The organism is Nocardia sp. KT25-26 (assembly GCF_056627695.1).
This window is the reverse complement of record NZ_CM152813.1, coordinates 1,500,176-1,524,645: the sequence shown is the minus strand read 5'-3', so window position 1 is coordinate 1,524,645 and position 24,470 is coordinate 1,500,176. Positions and strand designations below refer to the sequence as shown.

Sequence of the window (24,470 nt, the reverse complement as noted above, 5' to 3'; positions counted from 1 at the left end):
TTGCTCCCCTGGTAAGCGATCGCCACCGGGGACAGCCCCGACTGCCACCGCACCGCACTGGAGCTCTGCGGCGATCTTTCGTTCGTTTGGTTCCCGGACAAGATACTCCCGGCGACGACACCGCGGTAAACAATCGGCTACCTACGGGAAAATCCCGTCGAGTACGTACCGCACGGTCTTTCGCCGCTGCTGCCGAGGCGCTACAGCAATGTCGGCTGTCCCGGGGCCGCCGCCGGTGGTTCCAGCAATTCCGGGCCGTTGTTGCGCACATTGTTGACCAGCGTCGATACCGGACGTGCCACGATATGCGCCACCGCCGTGGCCTCCGGCACCGCCAGCAGCTCGGCCGGTGCCGGATGGTCCGGGTCCAGCCAGGCGTCCCAGTGCTGTTTCGGCATCGGCAGCGGCATCCGGTCGTGGATGTGGGTCAGCTCGCCGACGGCGTCGGTGGTGAGCACGGTGCAGGACAGCAGCGGTTCCGCCGCCGGCTGCGCACGGTCGCGCCACACCGACCACAGGCCCGCCATGTACAACCGATCCCCCGACTCGTCGGACATGTAATAGGGCTGCTTGACGGCCTTGCCCGGCCCGGTCGCCGGCTCGACGAGCCATTCGTACCAGCCGTCCATCGGGACCAGGCACCGCCGATGCTGCACCGCATCCCGGAACGCCGGTGACGTCGCGGCCTTGTCCGCCCGCGCATTGAACAGCGGCTTGCCTTTGGCCGGGACACCTGGTTCGGCCGCCTTCGCCCAGACCGGGATCAGCCCCCAGCGCATCCGGCGGATCCGCAGGGCGGGGTCGTCGTCGGGACGGTCGTGGTCGTGCCGTTCCACCACGGTCAGCACCTGGGTGGTGGGGGCGACGTTGTAACTGACGGTATCCAGGTCCGGGGCGCCGGTCTCGTCGACGGCATCCAGCTCGGCCGCCAGCCGGGCCGGGTTCGTGGTGGTCGCGTAGCGTCCGCACATAGCTCCATGGTGACATCACCCACCGACAGCCGCGTGCGGTAATTCCACACCACCCGCGTGTCCGGGACACCGATGCGCCAAGATGGACGGGTGAGCTTCTGGCCAGCGCCCCACGTCGATGCCCCCGTCCGTGCAACCGTGACCCTGCCCGGTTCCAAATCCATCACCAACCGGGCGCTGATCCTGGCCGCCCTCGCGGACGGCCCGTCCACCGTCACCGGTGCGCTGCGCAGCCGGGACACCGATCTGATGATCGCCGGACTGCGCGCGCTGGGCGCCGGCATCACCGGCACCGGCGAAACCCTCGAGGTCACCCCGGGCCCCCTGCACGGCGGCGCGATCGACTGCGGCCTGGCCGGCACGGTGATGCGGTTCGTGCCGCCGATCGCCGCCCTGGCCACCGGCGATATCGCCTTCGACGGCGACCCGCACGCCCGCACCCGGCCGCTGCGCACCGTCCTGGACGCGCTGCGCGGGCTGGGCGCCGATATCGACGGCGATGCCCTGCCCTTCGTGGTGCACGGCCGGGGTGGCCTGCGCGGCGGTGCGGTCACCATCGACGCGTCCGGTTCCTCGCAGTTCGTATCCGGACTGCTGCTCTCCGCGGCCCGGTTCACCGAGGGCCTGACGGTCGAGCACAGCGGTTCCCGGCTGCCCTCCATGCCGCATATCGAGATGACCGTCGAGATGCTGCGACGCGCCGACGTCCGGGTCGAAGCGCCGGACGACCGCCGCGCCGCACAGACCTGGCGGGTCGAACCGGGGCCGATCCGCGCGGTCGACTGGGAAGTCGAACCGGACCTGTCCAATGCCACCCCGTTCCTGGCGGCCGCGGCGGTCACCGGCGGCCAGGTGCGCATTCCGCACTGGCCCCGCGGCACCACCCAGCCCGGTGACGTCATCCGGGAGATCCTGGTGCGGATGGGTGCCGAGGCCCGCATCTTCGACGGCGTCCTGACCGTCACCGGACCGGACCGGCTGGCCGGAATCGATATCGACCTGCACGATGTCGGTGAGCTGACCCCGACCGTCGCAGCCCTGGCCGCGCTGGCCGAATCGCCGTCGTCGCTGCGCGGCATCGCCCACCTGCGCGGCCACGAAACCGACCGGCTGGCAGCACTGTCGACGGAGATCAATCGGCTCGGCGGCAAGGTCACCGAGACCGAGGACGGTCTGGAGATCACCCCGGCCCCACTGCAGGGCGGTCCGTGGCATTCCTACGCCGACCACCGGATGGCCACCGCGGGCGCCATCCTCGGACTGCGGGTGCCCGGCGTGTCGATCGAGGACATCGGCACCACCGCCAAGACCCTGCCCACCTTCGTGCCGCTGTGGGAGCAGATGCTCGCCGGCGACCCGGCCGAGGAGGAGACCCGCTGAGCCGGCGAGGCCGGTCCGCGGCCAGCTACGACGAATCCGACGTCCGGGTCCGCCCCGGCCGCTCGTCGCGCCCCCGCACCAAGACCCGGCCGGATCATCGGGACGCCCGGCCGGCCATGGTGGTCGCGGTGGACCGGGGCCGCTGGGGTTGCGTCCTCGACGGCGACCCGGAGCGCCACGTCGTCGCGATGCGGGCCCGTGAACTCGGCCGGACACCGATCGTGGTCGGCGACCGGGTGGACCTGGTCGGCGATCTGTCCGGCCGACCGGACACCCTGGCCCGCATCGTGCGGGTGGCCGAACGCAGTACCGTACTGCGCCGCACGGCCGACGACACCGACCCGTACGAGCGGGTAGTGGTCGCCAACGCCGAACAGCTGTGCATCGTGGTGGCCCTGGCCGATCCGCCACCGCGCACCGGGTTCGTCGAACGCGCCATGGTCGCTGCCTACGCCGGCGGCCTGCGCCCGGTGCTGGTGCTCACCAAACACGACCTCGCGGCCGATTCTGCCTTCGCCGACGCCTTCGACGACCTGGATCTGACAATCGTCTATGCGGGGATCGACGATCCGCTGGAACCGATCCTGGCACTGGCCGAGAGCCGGCTCACCGCGCTCATCGGTCACTCCGGAGTGGGCAAGTCCACCCTGGTGAACCGCCTCGTCCCGGAGGCGGACCGGGCGGTCGGCGAGGTGTCCGGGGTCGGTAAGGGCAAGCACACCTCGACCCAGTCGGTGGCGTTACCGCTGCGCGACGGGGGCTGGGTGGTGGACACCCCGGGTGTGCGCTCCTTCGGGCTCGCGCACATCACCCCCGACGACGTGATCACCGCTTTCACCGATCTGGCCGAGGCCAGCGCCGACTGTCCGCGCGGCTGCACCCATCTGGGCCCGCCCGCGGATCCGGAATGCGCACTCGACGACCTGCCGGGAAAGGAACGGCGGGTGGCGGCGATCCGGCAATTGCTCACCGCATTGAATTCCAACGAGTCCTGGTGAACTCCTGCCGGAGCGGCGCGAATCACCCGAAACCACCCGAACCAACCGGATTCCAACACAATTGTGTTGCGTTCCGGGCGAGTTCACATCATGAGGTGGCCGCCGACAACCTCCGGCCCGTAACGTGTCCGCCATGAAGCCACCGGCGATCGGCTATCTGCGCCGCGACATCTCGGGTTCCGCACAGTCCTGGGACGAAACACAGGTCCGCTCCCTGGCCGACCGGCTGGGCTACCGGCTCACCAAGACCGTGGTCTTCAGCGAGCGTACCGATCGCCCGATCCGCCGACTACTCGAGGTGGTGGCGACGACCGGCGCGACCGCGGTGGTCACGCCGGACCTCACCCATCTCGGTGACCATCTGCCCGACTCGCTCACCTCGGTGTGCCAGGTCGTCACCGTCACCCCGGAGACGGTGCACGGCCCGTCCGCCGCCGATATGTCCGCCTGAGTCCCGGGCCGCGTGGCTATTCGGGCAGCACACCGCCCGCGTGATACTTCGATGCGGGGCTCCACAGGAAGAAGCTGTCGATCCCGTTGGCGGCAGCCCCATCGATCTGCGCCTTCACTTCGGCATCACCGTAGGGGTGGCCGAGACTGAAGTCCTGCAGCCAGGGCACGACTCCGGCCCCCGCGGCCTTCGTCTGCTTCAGGAAGTCGACCAGCGACCGTGAGACGATCTCGTACGGCATCGCATTCGGATTCGGCACCCCGTACTCGCCGGGATTCCAATGCGAGGGATACACCATCGGCGCAACGTAATCGACGTACTTCGACATCTCCGGAATGTCCTGGGCGATCTGTTCGGGCCGGGTGGAGGCGATGCCGTAGACCGCGGCGCTCAGAAAGGCACCGGCCTCGTGCACCGGACCGGAACTCTCCCGGAGGAATCCGACCACCGCCTCGGTCGGCGTACCCTGCATTCCCGCGAAGTGCAGCGTGCTGAGCGGCCCGTCCGGACGCCGCACATAGTCGTACATGACCCCGTCGAAGCCCAGTTCGGCCGCCTCCACCGCGAGATCGATGTTGTACCGGCGCACCTCGGCGTTGCCGACATTGGTGAACGCGATCGCACCGTAGTGGCTGGAGTACGGACCACCGCCGGGGCTCTGCACCACCCAGTCCTGCCGTCCGTTGTGCCAAGCCCATTCGGCCATCGTCGGGTCCCGGAATGCGACGATCCGGCCGACCACCCGGACGTCCATATCGTGCAGTGTATGCAGCGCCTTGCGCGCATCGTAGGTCTCGGTCGCCGCGCCGGATTCCTGGGCCAGCGGTACCTGCGAGTCGTAGCCGATGACACCGTCCTCGTCCTTGATGTCGAGCTGCACGGTATCGATGCGGCCGTCCCGGATCATCTGCAGCACGCCCTCCCGGAGTCCGTCGTGCGACCAGGCATGCGCGGTCACGTGTACCGCCCGGATCCGCGGCACCTCGACGAGGGTCGGGACCGGAACACTGATCTCGTTGCCCGCGGCATCGACCGCCAGCACCACCAGGCCGGTGTTCGCATTCGGCAGCTCCACCTCGAAGGCCCCGTCGGCGCCGACGTCCACGGAATCCTCGCCGATGGTGACCGATTCGGCACCACGGACGGTGCCGCGCACGGTGACCGGCTCCCGGTACGAGGTGACCGGCTCGATCGGTTCGAGTTCCACCGTCGGTGCTTCGGTGTCGACGGTGAATCGCGCCGTCGCACCCGGACCCCGGCGGATGAAGGAGAGGAATCCGTCGGCCGGCACCTCCGCGACCAGTGTGTGCTCACCGTCGGGGAGGTCGCCGGGCCGGTACACCACCGCATCGCCGACCACCTCGGCCGGTACCGGGTTCCCGTCCAGGGTCAATTCCACTGCGGCCGGATCGTGAACGCCTGCGGGGATGCGCAGTTCCAGGGCTTCGAGATCGCCGTCGGCGAGCAGATCGCCCGGCAGACCGGTGATCTCCATACCGCGTGGCTCGGCCCGCACCGTCCCGGTGATCGCGGCCCCCACCAGGACACATACCACCGAGAGTACGGCCAGCACCACCCCGCGACGGCGGCGCACCAGCTGGGACGGATTCGACGGGAGCCACTTCATCACGCACACACCAACTTCCACAACGAACTCGTGCCCAACTATCCCCACCCGAGGCGCTCCGGCGTCGGCTATCGCCGAAGACCGAACACAACTCGTTATCACCGGCGTACTCTCGAGTCGATGGGGAGAGCTTCGACCATCAGTGCCCGAATCGTTTTGTCCGCTACCGCATTGGCGCTCGCCTCGTGCAGCGCCACGGCCTCCGAACCGGATGCGGAACCGCCGCCACCTCCGATGACCACCACGGCCCCGCCGCCGGACCCGGCATCCGTCGGCGCGAACGAGCTGGGCATGGTGCCGGTACTCATGTACCACCAGTTCCCGGCCGAACCGGCCGGCGAATACGACCAGACGCTGGGCGAATTCCGTGCCGAACTGGACCGCCTGTACCGCGAGGGGTACCGGCCGGTCCGCGCGATCGACTACGTCTCCGGGAAGATCGACCTACCGGCGGGCACCCATCCGGTGGTGCTCACCTTCGACGACTCCACCGTCAGCCAGATAGCGATCACTCCCGATGGCGAACCCGCCGCGGATACGGCGATCGGCGTACTGGAGGCGTTCGCGGCCGAACACCCGGACTTCCCGGCGACGGCGACGTTCTACGTCAACAACGACCCGTTCGGTGGTGACGAGCAGGCCATCCCGTGGCTGCTCGACAACGGCTACGAGGTGGGTGCGCACACCGCGAGCCATGCCAACCTGGCCTCGCTCGACAGCACCGGGGTACAACGCGAGATGGTGGAGAACATCCGGGCGATCGATGCGGCCGACGAAACCGCCGACGTCCGCACCCTCGCCCTGCCGCTGGGCATCTCACCGGCGGATCCGGTGCTGGCCACCGCCGGCAGTTGGGACGGCACCGACTATGCGTTCGACGGCGTCATGCTGGTCGGCGCGAATCCGGCACCCTCCCCGTTCGCCGCGCTCGATCCGGCCGCGATCCCACGCATCCGCTCCGGGATGGGCGAGGTCCCGTTCGATTCGAACCACTGGCTGGACTGGCTGGAAGACAATCCCGACCAGCGCTACACCGCCGACGGCGACCCGGCGGCCATCTCCTATCCGGCCACGGCCACCGAGGAACCGGACGAACGATGGGCCGACCGCGCCGCCCCGTACTGATCCGCGGATCCGATCTCAGCGCCGCCGCTTGCCCTTGGACTGTGTACGCCCGGCCGCCCGGCGTTCCCGGCGGGTCGCACCCTTACCGGCGGGCTCGCGCTCGTCGGCGCCGTATTCCTGTGCACCGCTGTGGGTCTGCGCGCGACCGTTCTCGGCGGGACCGGAGAAGGCCAGACCGGCGGGCGACGGTGCCGGCTGCTCGATGCCCTTGGCCAGCAGCGCGGGCGGCGCCTGCTGGCCGGCGGGCGGCGTGGCACCGACCGGGGAACGCAGTCCGGCGCTCACCGAAACACCCTGCGGCTGCGGTTGCTGCACCTCCACCTGGACGTTGAACAGGTAGCCGACCGACTCCTCCTTCAGGCCCTCGAGCATCGCCGAGAACATGTCGAAGCCCTCCCGCTGGTATTCGACCAGCGGATCGCGCTGCGCCATCGCCCGCAGGCCGATGCCCTCCTTGAGATAGTCCATCTCGTAGAGGTGTTCGCGCCACTTCCGGTCCAGCACGGCCAGCAGCACCTGCCGTTCCAGGGTGCGCATGGTGCCCTCGCCGGCCATCCCGTCGATCTCGGCTTCCCGCTTGCGGTAGGCGTCGTGCGCATCGTCGAGAATCGCTTGCCGCAGTTCGTCGCGGGTAAGGTCACCGGCCTCGCCGGTCCGGACTTCACCGGTGAGTTCCTTGTAGTCCAGGCTGATCGGGTACAGCGACTTCAACGCGGTCCACAGCTGTTCCAGGTCCCAGTCCTCGACATAGCCCTCGGCGGTGGCGCCGTCCACATAGGCGGTGACCACGTCGGTCAGCATGTTGAGAACCTGGCCCTCCATGTTCTCGCCACGCAGGATCCGGTTGCGCTCGGAGTAGATGACCGTGCGCTGCTGGTTCATCACCTCGTCGTACTTGAGCACGTTCTTGCGGATCTCGAAGTTCTGCTGCTCGACCTGGGTCTGCGCGCTCTTGACGGCCTTGGAGACCATCCGGGCCTCGATCGGCACATCCTCGGGCAGGTTCAGCCGGTTCATGATCGATTCCAGTGCCGCACCGTTGAACCGGCGCATCAGCTCGTCGCCCAGCGACAGGTAGAACCGGGATTCACCGGGATCGCCCTGGCGGCCGGAACGGCCGCGCAGCTGGTTATCGATACGCCGCGATTCGTGCCGGGAGGTGCCCAGCACGTAGAGGCCGCCGGCCTCGCGCACCGCATCGGCATCGGCCTCGGTCTGCGCCTTGACCTTCTCCAGGGTCGCCGACCAGGCGGCCTCGTATTCCTCGGGCGTGTTCACCGGATCGAGGCCCTGCTTACGCAGCGCCAGGTCGGCGATGATGTCGGGGTTGCCGCCGAGCACGATGTCGGTACCGCGGCCGGCCATATTGGTGGCCACCGTCACGGCGCCGGGACGACCGGCCTGGGCGATGATCTCGGCTTCCTTGTCGTGGAACTTCGCGTTCAGCACGCTGTGCGCGACACCACGCTTGGTGAACTGCTTGGACAGGTACTCCGAGCGTTCCACGCTGGTGGTGCCGATCAGCACCGGCTGGCCCTTCTCGTGCCGCTCGACGACATCGTCGACGACGGCATTGAACTTGGACTCCTCCGACTTGTAGATCAGGTCGGACTGGTCCAGCCGGATCATCGGCTTGTTCGTCGGGATCGGGACGACTCCGAGGTTGTAGATGGAATGCAGCTCGGCCGCCTCGGTCTCGGCGGTACCGGTCATCCCGGACAGCTTGTCGTAGAGGCGGAAGTAGTTCTGCAGCGTGATCGTCGCGAGGGTCTGGTTCTCCGGCTGGATCTCGACCTTCTCCTTGGCCTCGATCGCCTGGTGCATACCCTCGTTGTAGCGTCGGCCGACCAGAATCCGGCCGGTGAACTCGTCGACGATGATCACTTCACCGTCGCGGACGATGTAGTCCTTGTCGCGGGTGTAGAGCTCCTTGGCCTTGATGGCGTTGTTCAGGTAACTCACCAGCGGCGAATTGGCCTGCTCGTAGAGGTTGTCGATGCCCAGCTGGTCCTCGACGAACTCGACACCGGCCTCGTGCACACCGATGGTGCGCTTCTTGATGTCGACCTCGTAGTGCACATCCTTCTTCAGCAGCGGCGCGATCCGCGCGAACTCGATGTACCACTTCGACGGCGAATCGGCCGGGCCGGAGATGATCAGCGGCGTCCGGGCCTCGTCGATCAGGATCGAGTCGACTTCGTCGACCACGGCGAAGTTGTGCCCACGCTGCACCAGATCGTCCAGCGAGTGCGTCATGTTGTCGCGCAGGTAGTCGAACCCGAACTCGTTGTTGGTGCCGTAGGTGATGTCGGCCTGGTATGCCTCGCGGCGCTGCGCCGGAGTCATCCCGCCGAGAATCGCACCGACCTCCAGGCCGAGGAACCGGTGCACCCGGCCCATCCACTCGGCATCACGCTTGGCCAGATAGTCGTTGACGGTGACGACGTGCACGCCGTCGCCGGACAGGGCATTCAGATAGGCCGGCAGCACACAGGTGAGCGTCTTGCCCTCACCGGTCTTCATCTCGGAGATGTTGCCCAGGTGCAGCGAGGCACCGCCCATGATCTGCACCTTGTAGTGCTTCTGATCGAGCACTCGCCAGGAGGCCTCGCGGGCGGTTGCGAAGGCTTCCAGGAGCAGATCGTCGAGTGTCTCGCCGTCGGCCAGGCGCTGCCGGAACTCGTCGGTCTTGGCCTGCAGCTGGGCATCGGTCAGCGCCTCGTATTCGGGCCCGAGCTCGATGACCGCGTCGGCGAGGTGGGACAGCCGCTTCACCGTGCGACCCTCACCAATCCGTAGCAACCTCGTCAGTGTCAGCGCAGGCACGGCTCTCGTCAGTCCTCTGGTCGGCGGTGTGGTCGTCTTCCCCCACGGCGCCCGCACACCGGGGTACGGGGTCGTAGCAGGGCCCATGGTAGTCCGGCGCCGCGCAGCGGGCCGGTGGCGGCGGTGGCAGCGCCGTCCGGGCCCACGGTACCCGCCCGGCGGGCTACCTGCCCACCCCACGTCGTTCCGGCATCCGCGCTGGTCAGTCACGGTCCCGCCGGGCCGGACCGGTGATCCCGCCCCGGCACCGGATCCGGTCCGGTGCCGTACGATGTACTCGTTGCGCCGCGGCAGCATCGGATCAGCGGCAGCGAAGGAGACCACAGGCGCGTGATCACGAGGTTGACGCCGCAGGATGCGTCGTTCTATCGGCTGGAGTCGAGCAGCAACCCGATGCACATCGGCTCCCTCGCGATCCTGACGAACACCGAGCCGGCCGGCCCGGACGGGCCGGCGCCGATCCTGAACTACGAACGGCTGCTCGACCTGGTGGAGTCCCGGTTGTCGCTGGTGCCCCGGTATCGCCGCAAGGTGCGGGAGATCCCACTGGCCCTGGGCCGGCCGGTCTGGGTGGAGGACGCCCGTTTCGACATCAGCTATCACATCCGCCGCTCGGCCCTGCCCGCACCGGGCAGCGACGAACAGCTCTACGACCTGGTCGCCCGGCTCGCCTCCCGCCCGCTCGACCCGGGCCGGCCACTGTGGGAGATGTATCTGATCGAGGGCCTGTCCGGTGGCCGCTGTGCGATCTTCACCAAATCGCATTCCGCACTCGTCGACGGCGACACCGCCCTGGAGATCGGGCACGTCATCCTGGACACCAGTCCGTCACCACGCCCGCTCGCCGACGATGCCTGGCGCGCCCCGCGGGAGCCGACCGAAGTGGAACTCTTCGCCGGCGCGCTCTCCCGGCTGGCCGGGCAACCCCGGGAAGCCCTCGAGGTGTTCCGGGACGCCGGATCCAGCGCCTTCGGTGTGGTGCGCGCCACCGGAATGGCCGTCGACGCCGCCGTCTCGGCGGTCCGGGCCGCCGCATCCCGCGCCCCGGCCAGCCCGCTGAACACCCGCACCTCGCGCAGCCGCCGGTTCGATGTGGTCCGCACCGAGCTGGAGGACTACCGCCGGATCCGGCAGCAGATGGACTGTTCGATCAACGATGTGGTGCTCGCGGTGGTGACCGGCGCGCTGCGCAACTGGCTGCTCTCCCGCAACGAGGCGCTGGTGGAGGTCAGCACGCTGCGGGCGGTGGTGCCGATGTCGGTGTACGTCGACGACCCGGGCGACCGGCCGGCACCGGCCAGCGAGGTGTCGTCGTTCCTGGTGGATCTGCCGGTCGGCGAACCCAATCCGGTGATCCGGTTGTCGCATATCGCGCACGCCACCGAGGCGGCCGGGCGCACCCGGCGTGGTGTGCGGGCCCGCACCCTGGTGCATCTGGCCGGGTTCGCGCCCGCCAGCCTGCACGCGATGAGTGTGCGCGCGGCTAGTACCTTCGCAGAGAAGACGTTCAATCTGGTCGTCACGAACGCACCGGGACCGCAGACCGGGATGTACATCGGCGGCGCCCGGATGGTCGAGATGTTTCCGGTGTCGCCGCTGCTGTGCCATCAGACTCTGAGCGTCGGCATCACCTCCTACGACGGACAGGTCTTCTACGGCCTGAATGCCGACCGGGACGCGATGACCGATCTCGAGGTGCTGGCCGCCTCGGTGCACGAATCGATGGAGGAGTTGCTCGGTGCCTGTATCTGAGGACACGCTGCGGGTCTACGTTCCGGCGACCGTGCCGATGCTGCAACAGCTGCTGACCGACCGAGAGCTGTTCCCGGTCGGCGGCACGGCGTTCGCGGTCACCCCGGCGCTGCGCGAGGCGTACGCCTCCGGCGACGACGACGAACTGGCCGAGGTCGCCATGGGCGAGGCGGCGCGTGCCGCGCTGCGACTGCTGGCGGTGGACCGCGACGACACGGACGCCGGTTCCGGCGGCCCGGTCTACCGGCGGGCCGTGATCGCCGCCGACGTCACCGGCGCGAAACTGCGCCCCGATCTCGACGACGCCGTGGTGAAGGTGTCTGCGCCGATCCCGCTGGACCGGATCGCCTCCGTGCACGTCGACCTCGCCGAGGCCGAACCGGCGGTGGCCAAGGCCGTCGACGTCGTCGATGCCGCCGACCTCGGCGACGAGGACGCCGAGTTCGTCCTCGGTGACGCCGAAGACCACCAGCTGGCCTGGTACGCCACCCAGGAGCTCCCGTTCCTGATCGAACTGCTTTGAATCACACAAGGTTTCGTTAAGTCCCTGCCCCGATTCTGGAGTCGTCGCCGATCCGGCGGATCCGAGGAACGAGGGGAGATTCGATGAGGACCCGACGAGCCACCCGAACGATGCTGGTCACGCTGGCGGCAGCGATCCTGACCACCATGGGGGCCGGGCAGGCGAACGCCGGCTGGTCGTACAGCGGCTGGCGGCACGTCTGGAACTGCAGCGGAACGCTCGGCAATATGGGCACCTTCTACGCCGACACCTATCAGTGGGTGAACATCCGCAACTCCCGGCTGGTCGGCGAGGAACACTCCTTCCACTTCACCGGCGCACTCGACGGGTACGAGGGTGCTCGCCGGCTCGCCGTCGAGAAGGCGTTCGTCATCTACCGGCACGGCATGCTCGACATCGCCGCGCCGTTCCGGAACGTCCGTGACTACGGGACCTACCCGTGGGTGCGCGACAACCGGGATATCGGCACGCCGGACGGCCGGTGGGTGCAACTGTGCGGGCCCGGCAGCCACACGCTGATGCAGGCCCCGACCGAGGGGCTGGCCGAACTGCCCGAACCCTGATCTCGGGCGGTGCTGCCGGAAAACCTACGATGCCGTAACCTGGCGACGAGCGATCCGCCACACCGGCGGCGGGCGGGCAGGACACAGGAGAGCACGGCAGCAATGGTTCTGAACAAATTCCGGGAGTGGCTGGAGGCGCCGGCGGCGTCGGTCGGGGAACGCGGGGGGCGGCTCAACGTGCTGCGCGGCGCCGTGGCCCGGGCCACCACTCCGCTGCTGCCGGACGATTACCTGCACCTGGTCAATCCACTCTGGTCGGCCCGGGAACTGCGCGGCCGGGTCGTCGAGGTCCGCAAGGAGACGGCGGACTCGGCGACGCTGGTCATCGAACCCGGCTGGGGTTTCGACTTCCGGTACCGGCCCGGCCAGTACATCGGGATCGGGGTGCTCATCGACGGCCGCTGGACCTGGCGATCGTACTCGCTGACCTGCCCGCCGGACTGGACCGGTGAACGCGGCAAGCGGCTCATCTCGATCGCGGTCAAGGCGATGCCGGAGGGGCTGCTGTCCAGCCACCTGGTCAACGGTGTCGCACCGGGCACGGTGATCCGGCTGGCCGAGCCGCAGGGCGGTTTCGTGCTGCCGGAGCCGCCACCGGCCGAGATGCTGTTCCTCACCGCGGGCAGCGGTATCACCCCGGTGATGTCGATGCTGCGGACGATGGACCGCCGCGGCGCGGTCCCGGATGTGGTGCACATCCACTCCGCACGCACCGCCGACGATGTGATGTTCGGCGCGGAGCTGCAGGACCTGCACGACCGGCACCCGAGCTTCCGGGCACATCTGCATCTCACCGGCGAGCAGGGCAAGTTCGATCTCACCCGCCTCGACGAGCTCTACCCGGACTGGCGCAACCGCGAGACCTGGGCCTGTGGCCCGGCGGCCATGCTGGACGAGATCGAACAGCAGTGGAAGGCCGCCGGCATCTCCGACAAGCTGCACGTCGAACGATTCGAGGTGGAACGCTCGGCGATCGGCGAAGGGGGCACGGTCACCTTCGGCCGGACCGGCCGCAGCGTCGAGGCCGATGGTGCCACCACCCTGCTGGAGGCCGGCGAATCGGTCGGTGTGCAGCTGCCGTTCGGCTGCCGGATGGGCATCTGCCAAACCTGTGTCGTCACACTGTCTTCCGGTCATGCCCGGGACCTGCGCAACGGCGAGGAACGCCGCGAGGGCGACAAGGTGCAGACCTGTATCTCCGCCGCCGCCGGCGACTGCACACTCGACCTGTAGCTGCGGTGCGTTCGGGCGGCGGCACCAGCGGGTATCCTCGGGATCAGACAGCGATCGGCCCATTCCAGGGCGCCGACACCGGGCTGCGAACAGGGCAGTGACGCTGCTCGATCCCACATGGAGCGGCCCCGCCTCGATTTTGGACTGACGGAGCGAAGGAGCGCAGCGACTGAGCGAAGGAAGGAAAAATCGAGGCACCGAAGGGGCCGCGACTCGAGCAGCGGAGCTGCTCCAGCTAACACCGAAAGGACCCCGGTGGCCATCACCGACATCAAGGCCTTCGCCCACCTCACCGAAGCCGATATCGAGACCCTCGGGCAGGAACTCGACGCCATCCGCCGCTCGGTGGAGACTTCGCGCGGCGAACGGGACGCCCGGTATATCAGGCACACCATCGCCGCCCAGCGCGGATTGGAGGCCGCCGGGCGCGCGATGCTGTTCGCGAGCCGCAATCGGTGGGCCTGGCTCACCGGTACGGCACTGCTGTCGGTCGCCAAGATCATCGAGAACATGGAGATCGGGCACAACGTCAGCCACGGGCAGTGGGACTGGATGAACGATCCGGAGATCCACTCCACCACCTGGGAGTGGGATATGACCGGCCCCTCGGCGCAGTGGCGGCGCGCGCACAACTATTCGCACCACACGTACACCAACGTGCTCGGCAAGGACGAAGACCTCGGTTTCGGCATCCTGCGGATGACCCGGGACGAGCAGTGGCGTCCGCTGCATCTGGCCCAGCCCTTCGCCAATCTGCTCCTGGCAGCCACCTTCGAATGGGGCATCGCGCTGCACGACTGGGCCATCGAGAAGGAATTGTCCGGGATACCCCGCCGTCAGTGGGACTCGGCCCCGAACCGGGAGTTCGCCCGCAAGATCGGCCGCCAGGTGACCAAGGACTTCGTGGTGTATCCGGCACTGACCGGCCCGGCCTGGCGGTCTACGCTGAAGGCCAACGCCACTGCGAATCTGGTCCGGAACCTGTGGGCCTATGCGGTCATCTTCTGCGGGCACTTCCCCGACGGTGCGGAGAAGTTCACCGTCTCCCAGCTCGACGGCGAGACCCGCGGCGAGTGGTACCTGCGGCAGATGCTGGGCAGCGCCAATTTCCGGGCCGGGCCGGCGATGGCTTTCATGAGCGGGAACCTGTGCTACCAGATCGAGCACCACCTGTTCCCCGATCTGCCGAGCAATCGCTATGCCGAGATCTCCGCGCAGGTTCGCGAACTCTGCGACAAGTACGACCTCCCGTACACCACCGGCTCGCTGGGCCGCCAGTACCTGCTGGCATTCCGCACCATCCACAAACTGGCGCTGCCGGACCGTTTCCTGCGCCGCACCGCACACGACGCCCCGGAGACCTCCTCGGAGCACAAGTTCGCCGGCATCTCCGTGCCCGGCGCGGACTGGCTGCGGGTGGATCCGGTGACCGGCGGCCGGCGCGGGCTGCGTTCGGCCCTGCGCGAGGCGAAGGTGGCCTTGAAGGAGAAGGCCCGGCACGAGAAAGAGGTGCTTCGCGAAGCGAAGCGCTCCCTCGCCGACCGGCAGCGCGCACAGCGACGACGCCGCCCCTGGCGCAAAACAGACGAATCGACCTAAATAGCAACAGTCGGACACACTCTGCAATAGGGTGAAGGTCACACCTTTTGGGAGAAATCACCAACCTACGGTCTCGTAACTTACGGTACTGTAACCGCCATGGCGATTTCGGATGTCAAGGAGTACGCGCACCTCACGGCGGCAGACGTGGAGGCGCTGGGCGCAGAGTTCGACGCGATCCGGCGCGAGATCGAATCGTCCCGTGGTGAAGCCGATGCGCGCTACATCCGGAACGTGATCCGGCTGCAGCGAGTCCTGGAGATCAGCGGCCGCACCGTCCTGTTCGCGAGTTTCCTGCCGCCGGCCTGGCTGGCCGGGGTGGCCCTGCTCGGCAGCGCCAAGATCATCGAGAACATGGAGATCGGGCACAATGTGATGCACGGGCAGTGGGACTGGATGAACGATCCGGAGATCCACTCCACCACCTGGGAATGGGACAACGTCGGCCCCTCCGAGCATTGGAAGATCACCCACAACTTCCTGCACCACAAGTACACCAACGTGCTCGGCATGGACGACGACATCGGCTACGGCCTGCTGCGCGTCACCCGGGACCAGCGCTGGATCCCGTTCTACCTGGGCAACCCGATCTACAACCTGCTGCTGCAGATGTTCTTCGAATACGGCGTCGCCATCCAGCACCTGGAGCTGGGCAAGGTGGCCAAGAAGAAGTGGCCCAAGGACAGCCCCGAATGGCAGCAGTTCGACGCGGACCGCAAGGTGGTCCTGAAGAAGGTCGGCAAGCAGGTCGCCAAGGACTACCTACTGTTCCCGCTGCTGACCGGCCCCGCGTTCGTCAGCACGCTGACCGCCAACCTGGCCGCCAATGTGGTGCGCAATGTCTGGACCAACGCCGTCATCTTCTGCGGGCACTTCCCCGACGGTGCGGAGAAGTTCACCAAGGCCGATATCGACAACGAGACCCAGGGCGAGTGGTACCTGCGGCAGATGCTCGGCAGCGCCAACATCAGCGGCGGGCCGATACTGCACTTCATGTCCGGCAACCTCAGCCACCAGATCGAACACCACCTGTTCCCCGACCTGCCGAGCAACCGGCTGGCCAAGATCGCGGTGCGGGTGCGCGAACTGTGCGACAAATACGACCTGCCCTACACCACCGGCTCGCTGCCGGTGCAGTACTTCAAGTCGTGGCGCACGATCCTCAAGCTGTCGCTGCCGAACAAATACCTGCGGGCGACCACCGACGACGCCCCGGAAACCAAATCCGAGCGCAGGTTCGGCGGCAAGGCCAGCGTCGACCCGGTGACCGGCAAACGCCGTGGCCTCCGTACCGCCCTGAAAGTGTTGAATTGAGAGATGTCGGTCCGGGGGTTCTCCGGGCGCGGGTCCGCGGTGCGGCCGCACCTGGTTGACTGGACACCGTGAGCGGTGACGAGAACCTGAGCGTGTACGACGCGATCCGGCTTCGACGCGATGTGCGGGCCGAGTTCACCGGGGAGGTGATCGGCGACGACACCCTCCGGCGGATTCTGGCCGCCGCGCATCGCGCCCCGAGCGTCGGCAATTCGCAGCCGTGGGACTTCATCGTCGTCCGCGACCGGTCCACGCTCGAACGGTTCGCCGAGCACGTGGCCGGACGGCGCCGGGAGTTCCACGATTCGCTGCCGCCGGAGCGGGCCGCCACCTTCGCCCCGATCAAGATCGAGGGCATCGCCGAGAGCGGCACCGGAGTCGTGGTCACCCACGACGACACCCGCGGCGGGCCGCAGGTACTGGGCCGGGCGACGGTGCCGGAGACCGGGGTCTACTCGACGGTCCTGGCGATCCAGAATCTGTGGCTGGCCGCCACCGCCGAACGGATCGGGGTCGGCTGGGTATCGTTCTACGACCCGCAGTTCCTCACCGACCTGGTCGGGCTGCCGACCGGGATTCGGCCGGTCGCCTGGCTGTGTATCGGCCCGGTGGACGAATTCCAGCAGGTACCCGACCTGGAACGGTTCGGTTGGCGCGACCGCCGGCCGCTGGAGGACGCCGTGCACCGGGAAACCTTCGGCGGGTGATCGCCGAGACCGGGCGCTCCGGGCGGGGGCACTCGCCCGGAGCGAGCCCGGCAGATCAGGCCAGCCGGATCAGTCCGTAGTCGAAGGCGTGGCGGCGGTACACCACCGACGGGCGATCGGATTCCTTGTCGTGGAACAGGAAGAAGTCGTGCCCGACCAGTTCCATCTGGTAGAGCGCGTCGTCGACGGTCATCGGCGTCGCCGAGTGCACCTTGGTACGCACGATATGGCCCGGGCCCTCGACCTCGGTGTCGACACCGTCGTGGTCGTGGGCGACACCGTCCCGCTGGAACAGTGAGTCGTCGATCAGGTCGGCGGTGGCCTCGGCGACCGAGATCGGCCGCTTGTCGCCGTAGTGCACGATCCGGCGTTTGTCCTTGGCCCGCCGCAGTCTCGTCTCCAGCTTCTGGACCGCCGACTCGAGCGCCGCGTAGAAGCTGTCGGCGCAGGCCTCGGCCCGGACGACGGGCCCGCGGCCGCGTGCGGTGATCTCCAGGCGCTGGCAGGCCTTGCGCTGACGCCGGTTGCGTTCGTGGAACAACTCCACGTCGAACATGTAGATGGATGGGTCGAACCGTTCGAGCCGGGAGAGCTTCTCCGCGACATGGATTCGGAAGTGGTCCGGAACCTCGACGTTGCGTCCCGAGACCACTACCTCGGCTCGTATCACCCGGTTCCGGCCTTCGTCGGCGGATTCGGGGGCACCGGTATCCAGTGCCAGGGACCCTGCGTCGTTCACTGATGCCCGTGAAGAAGTCGTCACGCGTACCTCCCGGATATGGCTGCACGCGCCGAATCGTGTGCAGCGGGATTGAGCTGTGCCGATCGAGAACCGCATCGTCTCGGTCCCGAGAAATCGGCACCAGATGTCCGAGGCGCCACCTCCAAACTCTGTGTCTGGTGTGTGCTCGCGACGGTAGTACGCCACCGGCCGCTCCGCCACTGTTCACGCAAATTTTCGCCAGTCAAGCCGCACACGTCACCAAAACGGCCACCGGAAACAGTCCGAACTGCACCAGGGTCGCCACCGCGGCGGCTGCCGTGGCCCCGGTGGTCAGAACATCGTCCAGCACGACGACCTGCGCAGACGTGCCGTCTGCGACCGCCGGAAGGCCGGCCGGACGCACCCGGACGGCGCCGTGCAGATTGGCCCGCCGCTGCCCGGGCGTCAGCCCTACCGAGTCCCGGACACCCCACCGCATCCGCAGCACCTCGGCCACGCGGCAATCGGGCAGCGAATCGGCGGCCGCCCGGGCCGCCGCAGCGACCGGATCGCCGCCGCGCCGGCGCGCCGCCCCGGCCCGGGTGGGTGCCGGTATCAGCAGCAGTGGCCGGTCCGGGTCACGCAGCCGGCCCAAGGCCTTGCCCAGGGCGGCGCCCAGCGGTACCGCCAGATCGCGGCGGCCGTGTTCCTTCGCCGCCAGTACCGCCCGCCGCGCCGGCCCCGCATACGGGCCCAGTGCCCAGCACGGCACTCCGGGGTCGGTCCGCGGCCGCACCCGGATCGGCCCGGACCTCAGCACCGCGGCACACCGGGCGCACCAGGGCGTCCCGGCGGCCCCGCAGCCGCCGCACCGACAGGGCACCAGCAGCTCCGGAACCAGCCGATCCGCACCGGGCGTCATCGCGCGAGTATCGCAGCGCGGACCGACATCACCCGGTCGGTGCGTCAGCCCGGCAGCACCGGGACCGTCGTGTCACCACCCAGTTCGGGCACCTCGCGCCACAGCCCGTCGGACGGCATCGATTCGGTGCCCTGCAACTGCAGGACGGCCCGCGAATCCCCCACGTACTGCGCCGCCGGAGAGGCCGCGATCACCCGTACCGGCGGAGTCAGGTTCCGCGACGACACCGAGGCCGGTTCGGAGCCGTCGATCGAAACGGTCTTCACCGGCTCGATATCGCCCTCCCGGGCCAGGATCAGCGAGTCACCATCGAGCCAGCTGATCGAGACCACCGGGGTGCTCAGGCCGATGGCCACCGGCACCGGGTGGGTGAGCGCGATCCCGCCGTCGGACCGGCGCTCGATCAGGGCGACATAGACCTTGCCGTCGGCGATCAAGGCGGCTCGTACCCCGGTGCGCGAGACCCGGACCTCCGTGATCGGGCCGCGCATCGGCGGAACGTCCCCGTCGACCAGCGCCGACACGTCCACCTCCTGCACCGAGACATTTCCGGTGGCCCGGTCGTTGACTGCCCGGATCATCCGCTCGCCGTCGACGACGGTCCAGGCGGCGGTGCCGTCGGCGGTCCAGGAGGGGCGCGCGATCGTGGTGCCGGTCGCCACCGGGAAAGCCTCCCCGCCGTAGGTGCCGATCATCAGCGTCCGGGGCGGATCCGGGGGCGGCCGCCGGGTGTCCACCACGGCGGCCACGAACTGACCGTCCGGGGACATACCCGCCGACTGGAGGTTGTCCACTCGGCCGAAGTAGCCACCCACATTCCGCAGGCCGTCCTGGGTGACCTGCACCAGCGCACCGTCCCGCAGCGCGTGCAGCCCGACCCGGTTCCGGCCGGGCGCGGCCGGGCTGAACCGTTCCACATCGGCCACCGACCAGGCCTCGGGATGCTCCGGGTCCAGTGGCGCACCGTCGGCGAGCAGCTCGTACGGGCCGAGGATCTCGGCGGCGGCCAGCGTCAGCACCACCTGGGCCGCGAACAGCTCCCGTTCCCGCAGACCCAGGCCGCCGGCACCGGTGAAGTCGATCCGGACGCCGCCGAGACCGACGCCCACCTCACCCGGTTCGCCGTCGGCCCGGGTGATCGGTTCACGGACCGCGACCGGCGCGGCCAGTTCGTTGTGCACCACCGAGGCGATCGCGGCCTGCGGGCCGGCACCCAGCATGGCGATCAGCCGGTCGGTCAGCTGCGGTTTCGGCGCCGCCACCCAGCGCGGGTCCGGCACCATGATCGAATTGCCGGGGTCGACGAAGAACAGCTGCTGCTGTTCATACGTCTTGCGGAAAGCCGACGAATCGGTGACCACGCCGTCCGGCAGCTCGTCGATCCGCCATTCCCCGCCCACTTTCACCATCTGGATCTTGTTCTCCAGCGGAGCGGTGTCGGTGGCGACGCGATACGACCCGTCCGGGTTCAGCTCACCCATTCGCCGGGCGCGGATCACATAGGTGATCTCGTCGCCGTCGCGGGCCTCACGCAGGGTGTCCGGGCGTTCCACGATCGTCAGCACACCGGTGTCGTCCCAATCGGCCGAGGCCGCGGGGGTCAGGTACTGCCGCGCCGCCTCGTGACTGTTGGCCGGATCGGCGCTCGCCTGCAGGAAATCGCGGAGCAGCAGGTCCGGATCGCGGCCCTGGATCGGCGGGGCGGGACCGGTGTTCGCCGGTTCCTGGGCGATGGTCCCCAGGGCCTGTGGTGCCGAGGACTCGGGCAGGCTGGCGCAGCCGGTCAGCACCAGCAGCCCGATCAGGAGCAGGGCCGGCCAGGCGCGGCCGAGGCGGCGCGGTCGCGTCGGTTTCCCCATCACTGTGTGTCTCCGGATTCGGTGGTACGGCCGGGGTCGCTGGTCCCCGCCGCCGAGGCGTCGGCCCGGGCGCGTGGCACGGGCGTGGTGTCGACACCGTCGTCGGCGGGATCGCCCGGCGAATCCGCCGGAGCAGCCTCCGTGTCGCCCGTCCGGAGGGCGTCCGTGTCCTCGGCCGGGTGGTCCGGCTGATCGGATTCCTCGGCAGTGGGCGGGGCGGGTGGCAGCTCGGCCACCGACCGTGCCGCCGGCTCCAATGCCAGCGGGCTGGGCCCCATCTTCGCACCGCGCACCATCGGAACGGTCAACCGGAAACAGGAACCCACACCGGGCTCACCCCAGGCATCCAGCTTACCTTCGTGCAGGTTGGCGTCCTCGACACTGATCGACAGGCCCAGTCCGGTACCGCCGGAACGGCGCACCCGGGAGGAGTCGGCCCGCCAGAACCGGTTGAACACCAGCTTCTCTTCGCCGGGACGCAGGCCGACCCCCTGGTCGCGCACCACAGTGGCCACCGCATTCGTCTCGGTGTCGCCGCGCATCCGGATCAGCACCGGCTTGCCCTCGCTGTGGTCGATCGCATTGGCGAGCAGATTGCGCAGCACCCGTTCGACTCGGCGGGGATCGACTTCGGCGACCACCGGCTCCTCGGGCAGGTCGGCGATCACCTCGACACCGGCGTCCTTGGCCAGGTGCCGCACGGTGGACAGGGCGGCCCGCGCACACATCCGCATGTCCAGGGACTCCACCTGCAGTTCGGCGACACCCGCATCGTGCCGGCTGATCTCCAGGAGATCGTTGAGCAGGCTCTCGAACCGGTCCAGCTCGTTGACCAGCAGCTCGGCGCTGCGCGCCATCGCCGGGTCCAGCTCGTCGCTGGACCCGTGGATCAGGTCGGCCGCCATCCGGACGGTGGTCAGCGGGGTACGCAGCTCGTGGCTGACGTCGGAGGTGAACCGGCGCTGCAGGTTGCCGAACTCCTCGAGCTGGGTGATCTGGTTCGACAGGCTCTCGGCCATCTCGTTGAACGCCTGTGCCAGTCGGGCCATATCGTCCTCGCCGCGGACCAGCATGCGTTCCTTGAGCCGGCCGTCGGCGAATCGGCCCGCGATCCGCGCCGCCGACCGGATCGGCAGCACCACCTGCCGGGTCACCAGCGCGGTGATCGCGGCCAGCAGCACGAGCAGCACCACCCCACCGATCAACATGGTGCCGCGCATCAGCGCCAGGCTGCTCTCCTCGCTGGCCAGCGGGAAGATCAGGTAGATCTCCAGGGTCGGCAGTTCCGAGCTCGGGCTGCCGATGATCAGCGCCCGGCCGCGATAGCCGTCCGGGTCGGCCACCGTGGTGAACTGATACGAGACCTGGTTGCGCTGGACGAAGCGGCGCAGCTCGTCGGGCACCTCCTGCATCGGGCCGGAGGTGAGTGCCTGTGGCGGCGTACCGGTGACCAGGGAGAGCGCCGAATCGAAACTGCCGGCGGCACCGGTCGAGCGTCCGGTGCCGCCCCGGTCGGACAGAGCGTTGCGGGCATCGTCGAGCTCCTGCTGCGGGCGGCTGCTGCCGTAGACGCCGGAGAGCTGACCTTCCACGGTGTGCCGGGCCCGATCCATCTCCTCGACGGCCGCGTTGATCTTGGCCTCGAGGAGCCGGTCGGTGATCTGACCGGTCAGCACGACCCCGAGGATCGTGATCACGATCAGGGAGAGGGTCACCGTCGAGACGATGACCCGCAGCTGCAGCGACCGGCGCCAGAGGTGTCCCAGCGCGGTCCCGATGGCCTGGAACCAGGCCACGACCGGGGCCAGCAGTCGCTGCAGCCGAGTGACCGCAGCACCGATCACGGTGGTCCGGCCTTGTAGCCGACCCCACGAACGGTCAGCACGATCTCGGGGTTCTCCGGATCCTTCTCGACCTTGGCGCGCAGGCGCTGCACATGCACGTTGACCAGGCGGGTGTCGGCGGCGTGCCGGTAACCCCACACCTGCTCGAGCAGAACCTCACGGGTGAAGACCTGGCGCGGTTTCCGGGCCAGCGCCACCAGCAGATCGAACTCCAGTGGGGTGAGCGAGATCTGTTCGCCGCCACGGGTCACCTTGTGCGCGGGCACATCGATGACGATATCGGCGATCGAGAGCATCTCGGCCGGCTCGTCCTCGGTCCGGCGCAGCCGGGCGCGCACCCGGGCGACCAGTTCCTTCGGCTTGAACGGCTTGACGATGTAGTCGTCGGCACCGGATTCCAGGCCGAGGACCACGTCGACGGTGTCGGTCTTGGCGGTGAGCATCACAATCGGCACCCCGGAGTCGGCCCGCAACACCCGGCACACATCGATGCCGTTCATCCCGGGCAGCATCAGGTCCAGCAGCACCAGGTCGGGGCGGATCTCCCGTACCGCCGACAGGGCCTGGGTACCGTCGCCGACCACATGCGGGTCGAACCCTTCCCCGCGCAGGACGATCGTGAGCATCTCGGCGAGTGCCATATCGTCGTCGACGACCAGAATCTTCGGCTTCATATCCCTATGTTGTCATCTCCGGTGCCAGGAGCGGGCCGCCACGCCACTAATCGTGTCGGTCACCCGCATATCCAACCTTATCCACCAACGATTTCGGTACAGCGCGCGACCAGCCCGGCGGGATCGTCATCGGATCGGAATATCTGCCACGGCCCGTACCAGTCCCGGTCGGCCAACTGACGATATACCGCGCCGGTGCGATCCTGCAGTCCGGCGTCGCGCTCGTAGGCATCCAGGGCCCGGGCCGAGTCCAGCTCGCCCCGGCGGCGCGCCCGTTCGGCGGCCAGCTCGGTCGGCACGTCGAGCAGCACAGTCAGTTGCGGCTCGGGAAGATTCAGTCGGCCGAACTCCAGATCGCCCACCCAGCCGACGATTTCACCGTCGGCGTCCTCTTTCAGCCGGGCCGCGGAGTAGGCCGCATTGGAGGCGACGTACCGATCCAGCAGCACGATGTCGTTGGCGTCCAACAGGTTCGACAGCTCGGCGACGGCGTCGGCACGATCCAGTGCGAACAACACCGCCATCGCGCTCACCGATTCGGCGAGATCGCCATGCGCGCCGCGCAGCGCCTCCGCCGCCAGATCGGCATGGACGGACCGCCCGTACCCGGGGAACGCGAGCGTGCCGACCCGGAGTCCGGCGCGGACCAGTTCGGCACACACCCGCTCGATCAGCGTCCGTTTTCCGGCGCCGTCGAGACCCTCGATCGCCACGAGTACACCCATGCCGAGCAGATTACCCGGCGCTCGATACGCCCCCGAGATCCGGAGGAAAACCCACCCGGAGATCATCTGAAGTGTTCTCATTTCACCAGGCCCCGACAATTCGGGTCTCGCCATGACATGCGGTGCCGGGGACCGCGATACCCCGCACCTGCGGGACACCGGGATCACCGGCTCGCCGGTTCCGCCGAGCTGCTGCCCTGCACCGGTCCGGAGGCTGCGATGCCGCTCCTGCAGCGCCCATCGGCCGACCGGCTGACACGGGAATCATGTCGGCCGAGTAGAACGCCCGGAATGCCCGAGTAATTCGGGGCTGGTCCCGGCCGGCCGCACCGGGCATCGTCGTGCCGGACCGAGAACAGAACTTTTTCCTGACCCCTTGGAGGACTACCGCATGTTCGACCGCTCGACCGTCGTCGCCGGAATGGCCGGCCTGGCCCTGAGCATCGCCCCCGCGACCGCCGCGGCGGCCCCGCTCCCCCTGGAGCCGATGGCCCCCGATGCGAACGAGGTCGCCACCGGTGACGCCGCATTCGGCTCCGGCGATGTGACGATCCCGCTCCCCCTGACCTCGGGCAGTTCGGAGGCACTCGCAGTCCTGATCACCGGGCTGAGCACCCTCAGCGGACCGCAGAACTGCGACCCGCTGCCCGCCTGCGGCTGACCACGCGACCGCC

The 24,470-nt window shown here is 68.6% G+C and carries 21 protein-coding genes; 12 read left to right on the top strand and 9 right to left on the bottom strand.

The genetic code is table 11. From position 1 onward, the window contains the following. Positions 1-200 precede the first annotated feature (200 nt). Entirely contained in the window at positions 201-971 is a 771-nt protein-coding gene (locus AC1HFH_RS06920; RefSeq protein ID WP_480246599.1) for an SOS response-associated peptidase, read from the bottom strand. A gap of 72 nt (positions 972-1,043) precedes the next feature. Between AC1HFH_RS06920 and aroA the strand changes: the two genes are divergently transcribed. From aroA to AC1HFH_RS06905, 3 genes are all read left to right on the top strand, one after another. Then, entirely contained in the window at positions 1,044-2,351 is a 1,308-nt protein-coding gene (gene aroA / locus AC1HFH_RS06915) for a 3-phosphoshikimate 1-carboxyvinyltransferase (protein ID WP_480246598.1), read from the top strand. Then, a complete protein-coding gene (gene rsgA, locus AC1HFH_RS06910) occupies positions 2,348-3,349 on the top strand; it encodes a ribosome small subunit-dependent GTPase A (protein WP_480247749.1) in 1,002 nt (333 codons plus the stop codon). The genes aroA and rsgA overlap by 4 nt, the downstream gene beginning before the upstream one ends. Positions 3,350-3,482: 133 nt before the next feature. Beyond that, positions 3,483-3,800: a hypothetical protein gene (locus AC1HFH_RS06905; protein WP_480246597.1), complete on the top strand. Its 318-nt coding sequence runs from the start codon at positions 3,483-3,485 to the stop codon at positions 3,798-3,800. Between the two features lie 16 nt (positions 3,801-3,816). Here AC1HFH_RS06905 and AC1HFH_RS06900 read toward each other — a convergent pair whose 3' ends face one another. Continuing rightward, the gene (locus AC1HFH_RS06900; protein WP_480247748.1) at positions 3,817-5,427 is read right to left on the bottom strand and encodes a putative glycoside hydrolase; all 1,611 of its coding nucleotides are present in this window, start codon (positions 5,425-5,427) and stop codon (positions 3,817-3,819) included. A gap of 120 nt (positions 5,428-5,547) precedes the next feature. On the opposite strand from AC1HFH_RS06900, the gene AC1HFH_RS06895 reads away from it, so the two are divergent. Beyond that, the gene (locus tag AC1HFH_RS06895) at positions 5,548-6,552 is read left to right on the top strand and encodes a polysaccharide deacetylase family protein (protein ID WP_480246596.1); all 1,005 of its coding nucleotides are present in this window, start codon (positions 5,548-5,550) and stop codon (positions 6,550-6,552) included. Positions 6,553-6,567: 15 nt separating this feature from the next. Here AC1HFH_RS06895 and secA read toward each other — a convergent pair whose 3' ends face one another. After that, a complete protein-coding gene (gene secA, locus AC1HFH_RS06890; RefSeq protein ID WP_480246595.1) occupies positions 6,568-9,378 on the bottom strand; it encodes a preprotein translocase subunit SecA in 2,811 nt (936 codons plus the stop codon). Between the two features lie 330 nt (positions 9,379-9,708). Here secA and AC1HFH_RS06885 point away from each other — a divergent pair, with 330 nt between their 5' ends. The 7 genes from AC1HFH_RS06885 (at position 9,709) to bluB (ending at position 17,069) form a co-directional block, all read left to right on the top strand. Next, positions 9,709-11,130, top strand: a complete 1,422-nt coding sequence (locus AC1HFH_RS06885; RefSeq protein ID WP_480246594.1) for a WS/DGAT/MGAT family O-acyltransferase — start codon at positions 9,709-9,711, stop codon at positions 11,128-11,130. Positions 11,131-11,137: 7 nt separating this feature from the next. Next, entirely contained in the window at positions 11,138-11,653 is a 516-nt protein-coding gene (locus AC1HFH_RS06880; protein WP_480247747.1) for a DUF6912 family protein, read from the top strand. An 83-nt stretch (positions 11,654-11,736) separates the two neighbouring features. Beyond that, on the top strand, positions 11,737-12,216 hold the full coding sequence (locus AC1HFH_RS06875) for a hypothetical protein (RefSeq protein ID WP_480246593.1): 480 nt from the start codon (positions 11,737-11,739) through the stop codon (positions 12,214-12,216). A 102-nt stretch (positions 12,217-12,318) separates the two neighbouring features. After that, complete coding sequence (locus AC1HFH_RS06870; RefSeq protein ID WP_480246592.1) at positions 12,319-13,449, top strand: ferredoxin reductase; 1,131 nt, start codon at positions 12,319-12,321, stop codon at positions 13,447-13,449. A 255-nt stretch (positions 13,450-13,704) separates the two neighbouring features. Next, positions 13,705-15,048 carry a fatty acid desaturase family protein gene (locus AC1HFH_RS06865; RefSeq protein ID WP_480246591.1) on the top strand — a complete coding sequence of 448 codons (1,344 nt, stop codon included), beginning with the start codon at positions 13,705-13,707 and terminating at the stop codon, positions 15,046-15,048. Positions 15,049-15,147: 99 nt separating this feature from the next. Beyond that, positions 15,148-16,362: a fatty acid desaturase family protein gene (locus tag AC1HFH_RS06860; protein ID WP_480246590.1), complete on the top strand. Its 1,215-nt coding sequence runs from the start codon at positions 15,148-15,150 to the stop codon at positions 16,360-16,362. Between the two features lie 68 nt (positions 16,363-16,430). Then, a complete protein-coding gene (gene bluB, locus AC1HFH_RS06855; protein ID WP_480246589.1) occupies positions 16,431-17,069 on the top strand; it encodes a 5,6-dimethylbenzimidazole synthase in 639 nt (212 codons plus the stop codon). Positions 17,070-17,124: 55 nt separating this feature from the next. On the opposite strand, the gene hpf is transcribed toward bluB, so the two are convergent. The 6 genes from hpf to AC1HFH_RS06825 all read right to left on the bottom strand — a co-directional run bounded on the left by hpf (position 17,125) and on the right by AC1HFH_RS06825 (position 23,796). Further along, complete coding sequence (gene hpf / locus AC1HFH_RS06850) at positions 17,125-17,832, bottom strand: ribosome hibernation-promoting factor, HPF/YfiA family (protein WP_480246588.1); 708 nt, start codon at positions 17,830-17,832, stop codon at positions 17,125-17,127. A 202-nt stretch (positions 17,833-18,034) separates the two neighbouring features. Further along, positions 18,035-18,694: a ComF family protein gene (locus AC1HFH_RS06845; RefSeq protein ID WP_480246587.1), complete on the bottom strand. Its 660-nt coding sequence runs from the start codon at positions 18,692-18,694 to the stop codon at positions 18,035-18,037. 44 nt (positions 18,695-18,738) lie between these two features. Beyond that, positions 18,739-20,553 carry an MtrAB system accessory lipoprotein LpqB gene (gene lpqB / locus AC1HFH_RS06840; protein ID WP_480246586.1) on the bottom strand — a complete coding sequence of 605 codons (1,815 nt, stop codon included), beginning with the start codon at positions 20,551-20,553 and terminating at the stop codon, positions 18,739-18,741. Beyond that, complete coding sequence (gene mtrB / locus AC1HFH_RS06835) at positions 20,553-22,349, bottom strand: MtrAB system histidine kinase MtrB (protein WP_480247746.1); 1,797 nt, start codon at positions 22,347-22,349, stop codon at positions 20,553-20,555. The genes lpqB and mtrB overlap by 1 nt, the downstream gene beginning before the upstream one ends. A gap of 44 nt (positions 22,350-22,393) precedes the next feature. Then, complete coding sequence (mtrA, locus tag AC1HFH_RS06830; RefSeq protein ID WP_480246585.1) at positions 22,394-23,071, bottom strand: MtrAB system response regulator MtrA; 678 nt, start codon at positions 23,069-23,071, stop codon at positions 22,394-22,396. A gap of 77 nt (positions 23,072-23,148) precedes the next feature. Continuing rightward, positions 23,149-23,796 (bottom strand): dTMP kinase, encoded by a 648-nt coding sequence (locus AC1HFH_RS06825; RefSeq protein WP_480246584.1) that lies wholly within the window; start codon positions 23,794-23,796, stop codon positions 23,149-23,151. Positions 23,797-24,187: 391 nt separating this feature from the next. Here AC1HFH_RS06825 and AC1HFH_RS06820 point away from each other — a divergent pair, with 391 nt between their 5' ends. After that, entirely contained in the window at positions 24,188-24,457 is a 270-nt protein-coding gene (locus tag AC1HFH_RS06820) for a hypothetical protein (RefSeq protein ID WP_480246583.1), read from the top strand. The last annotated feature ends 13 nt before the right edge of the window (positions 24,458-24,470 follow it).